Below are 3,267 nucleotides of genomic sequence, written 5' to 3'. Positions count from 1 at the left end.
CCGCAATCGCTGCGGGCGGAAAGGCGACTGACCTTGGCAACTCGGTCATCGAGCACGATGGTTCGTTCCTGACGACCGACGGCGATATCGTTCCGTTCTCGATTGCACAGTTCATCGCGCAGGGTAACTACCGCACGCTTCCGACCACCGTGGTTGAGCGACGCGGCAACATCACACTGAGCAACATCGACTCGGAGAAGCCGATCGTCTACACCGGCGGGTCAGTTCAGCTGAACCCGAACTTCCCGGTGAGCCGCCTCGTCTACAACGTCGTCGAAACCCGTGCGCTCAGCACCGGAACCCCGACCGCCAGCGATACCGCTGTGCGCGCTGCCTTCGCTGGACCGACATCGGCAGTGTGCTCTGCTGGCGCTCAGATCAGGCAGTACGGCTTCGGCACCATCGGCACGCAGTGTGGTAACACCTCCGCTCAGCGTGGCTACGTCAACTAGACCCGACCCGACCAATCCCCCTTCAGAACAGAAAGAGAAACGTTAGTCATGAAGATCAATAAGAGAATCGCCGCATTGGCTGTCGCCGGTGCCATGGTGGTCGGAACGGTCGGCCTCTCGGCCTCGGCCCAGGCCGCCGAGATCACGCCAGCCGGAGCGATCACCATTACCCCGACCAGCGGCAACGTATCGGACCAGTACTTCTTGACGAGTATCGCTGTCAACACGGGGGCACCTGTTGGGTTCCGTGCTGCCGGCGCAACGTACATCTACCAGGGTGGCGTCGAGATGGGCGGCATCTCAATCCTCCGCACTCTGGCCATGCCGAGCACCTTCGGAACGACCGGTCTTGATGGCAATCCTGCCTTCCTGGACCGCTCGGTCAGCCCAGGAAACAACTACGTGACCAACAAGAAGTTGGACGCTCTCGCCAACCCTCTCGCGACGGGTAACTTCGAGCTGCGCTTCTATTATTTTGCGTCGAACACGACTCTCGACCGGGTCAATGCGCCCTACGTCAAGCTCAACATGACCTACGACGCCACCTCCGGCGCATGGGCTGTTGCCGGAGCTCCTCCCGTCGGGCCCACGGCCACCACGACCTCGCTGACGGCTCAGGCCACCGGCTCGGCCGTGACACTGGCCGCGACGGTGGCTCCGGCTGCCGCCGTGGGTACCGTCTCGTTCTCTGAGGGTGCCACCGTGGTTGCTGCCAACGTTGCCGTCTCGGGTGGGGTTGCCACGGCAAACCTGCCGACAGTGACCGACGGCCCGCACACCTACACCGCCACGTTCACACCCACGGTGCCTGCCAACTTCACGGCATCCACCTCGGGTAACGCGACGGTCACGGTCGGCGGAATTGTCCAAACCACGAATGTGACGACGACGATTGCTGCGGGTGCTGGTAACGGCGTTCTGACGTTGACGGGTGTGCCGGCAACGGTCGCACTCGGTGCTGCGACGCTCACCGGCACGACGCTTAACGCGTCGGGTACGTTGAACGCCATTGTTACCGATTCACGCCAGCTCGACTACCCGGCGTGGAACCTGACCGGCCAGATCGGTGACTTCTCCACCGGCGGCGCGACCCCGAAGATCCTGTCGGGTAAGTACCTGGGTTGGACCCCGGCAGTAACCGGTGCCCCGAACTCGGTTGCTGGTGCGGTTGTGCTGCCGGCTCCTGCCACGGTCAACGGTCTGAAAACGATCAGCACCCTGGCTACCGGCGCACCGAACGACGTTGAGGTCTCGAACGTTTCGGCGCTACTGCAGCTGAAGGCACCGAAGAACACGCCCGCAGGCGCGTATTCGGCAACCCTCACCCTGACCCTCATCTAGGTCAGACGCATCACGGGCGGGTTGGGTTCGGCGTCACGCTGATCCCAACCCGCTCTGCTGTGCTATTTCGAATTTTGTTTCGCCCCGAATCCGTCGTTAACATCCCGTTCATTTCCCGCTCGCATCCCTCTGATTGGCTTCCCCGGATGTCCCGAATCACCACTCCCCTCGCACTACTGATTGCGATGGCTGTAGCTCTCTCGCCAATGGCTCTATCGGCGTTCGGATTCGAGGTAGCCTCCGCGGCGACGGCCGCCGAGGGTGACATCACCTGGAGCGTAGAGCCGGTGCCTACCGCCGACGGAGGTCGCCGCACCTTCGACTACACGACCGACCCCGGAACGCAGATCAACGACAGCGTGTTGGTCACGAACCAGGGCACTACGGCCGCCGAGTTTCTGATCTACGCGACCGACGCCAGGAACGAGCTCGAGACCGGAGCCTTCGGGTTACTCAAGCGTGAAGAAAAGCCCATCGACGCTGGGGCGTGGATCACCACGGCCAGTGACAAGATCACCCTGGAGCCCGGCACGGAGGCGACCATTCCCTTCGCTCTTCTGGTGCCCTCGGACGCGACCCCGGGTGATCACGTCGCGGGGATCGTCGCGGCGGTGCTGACCACTGGCGACCAGGACGGCGCCGCCGTCGTGCTTGAACAGCGAGTCGGCGCGAGGGTCTACCTGACGGTCTCGGGCATCCCGGATGTCGGAGTCGAGACCAGCGGATTCGTCGCCGGCTTCACCCCCGAGTGGAACCCCTTCGCCCCCGGCACCATGTCGGTCACCTACGACGTGCGCAACACCGGAAACCTGCGCATGGACGTGAACCAGAAGGTACAGATCACCGGGCCGTTCAACATTCCCCTGGGGGAGTTCACCCCCGAGCCGATCTCGAACATCCTTCCGCGCCAGACCGTACGGGTGACCTCGCAGGTGCCCGCCGTCGCCGCGCTGCTACTGGCGTGGTCGTCGGTGACCCTGGTGCCCGGTGCGATCGGCACGGCAGGCACCCCCGTCGACGATGGCGCCGACAATACCGGCTCCGCGCCCACGGCCTCCACCGAGACTCCGGATGCCGCCGCAGCTCCCGCCGCCGCAGACCCGGCCGTCGCGGCAGACCCCGCGGCCGTCGCCGCGGCAGACGCTCCCGTCATCGAGACCCGGGAGACGGTCGAGTTCGTGCCCGTGACATCCTCCGCGTTCTCGCTCGCTGTGTCGTGGACGCTGCTCGCCGTCATTGTCTTTCTCATCCTCGCGATCTTCCTGGTCTACCGCTACGTGACCGGCACCCGCGACCGCCTGTACGACGCGATCGATGAGGCCGCAGAGGCGGCGCGCAACGACGCGCTCACCGGCGCGAGCGGAACCAGGGCGGGCACGGCATGAGGCGCCTCATCGCCGGCGCGGTTGCGGCGCTGATCATCACCGCCGGCGCGTCGTGGGCACTGCCGAGCACCGCGGCGAACGCCGCAGAG

The 3,267-nt window shown here is 64.9% G+C and carries 3 protein-coding genes; all 3 read left to right on the top strand.

Translation table 11 applies throughout. The features are described 5' to 3' along the window. The coding region (locus RMN95_RS08560) for a hypothetical protein (RefSeq protein ID WP_309616511.1) at positions 1–452 on the top strand (452 nt) is incomplete at its 5' end. 48 nt (positions 453–500) lie between these two features. After that, positions 501–1,793, top strand: a complete 1,293-nt coding sequence (locus RMN95_RS08555) for an Ig-like domain repeat protein (RefSeq protein ID WP_309616510.1) — start codon at positions 501–503, stop codon at positions 1,791–1,793. Positions 1,794–1,939: 146 nt separating this feature from the next. Continuing rightward, a complete protein-coding gene (locus RMN95_RS08550) occupies positions 1,940–3,178 on the top strand; it encodes a hypothetical protein (protein ID WP_309616509.1) in 1,239 nt (412 codons plus the stop codon). Positions 3,179–3,267: the final 89 nt, after the last annotated feature.

The sequence above is a fragment of the Salinibacterium sp. genome (genome assembly GCF_031364185.1).
In the GTDB taxonomy this organism is placed as follows: Bacteria; Actinomycetota; Actinomycetes; order Actinomycetales; family Microbacteriaceae; genus Rhodoglobus.
This window is presented reverse-complemented; position numbering and strand designations above follow the sequence as displayed.

Bases quoted from the DNA above. Each gene is read 5' to 3' on its own strand.
- RMN95_RS08555 (WP_309616510.1), top strand. From the start codon at position 501: ATGAAGATCAATAAGAGAATCGCCGCATTGGCTGTCGCCGGTGCCATG.
- RMN95_RS08550 (WP_309616509.1), top strand. From the start codon at position 1,940: ATGTCCCGAATCACCACTCCCCTCGCACTACTGATTGCGATGGCTGTA.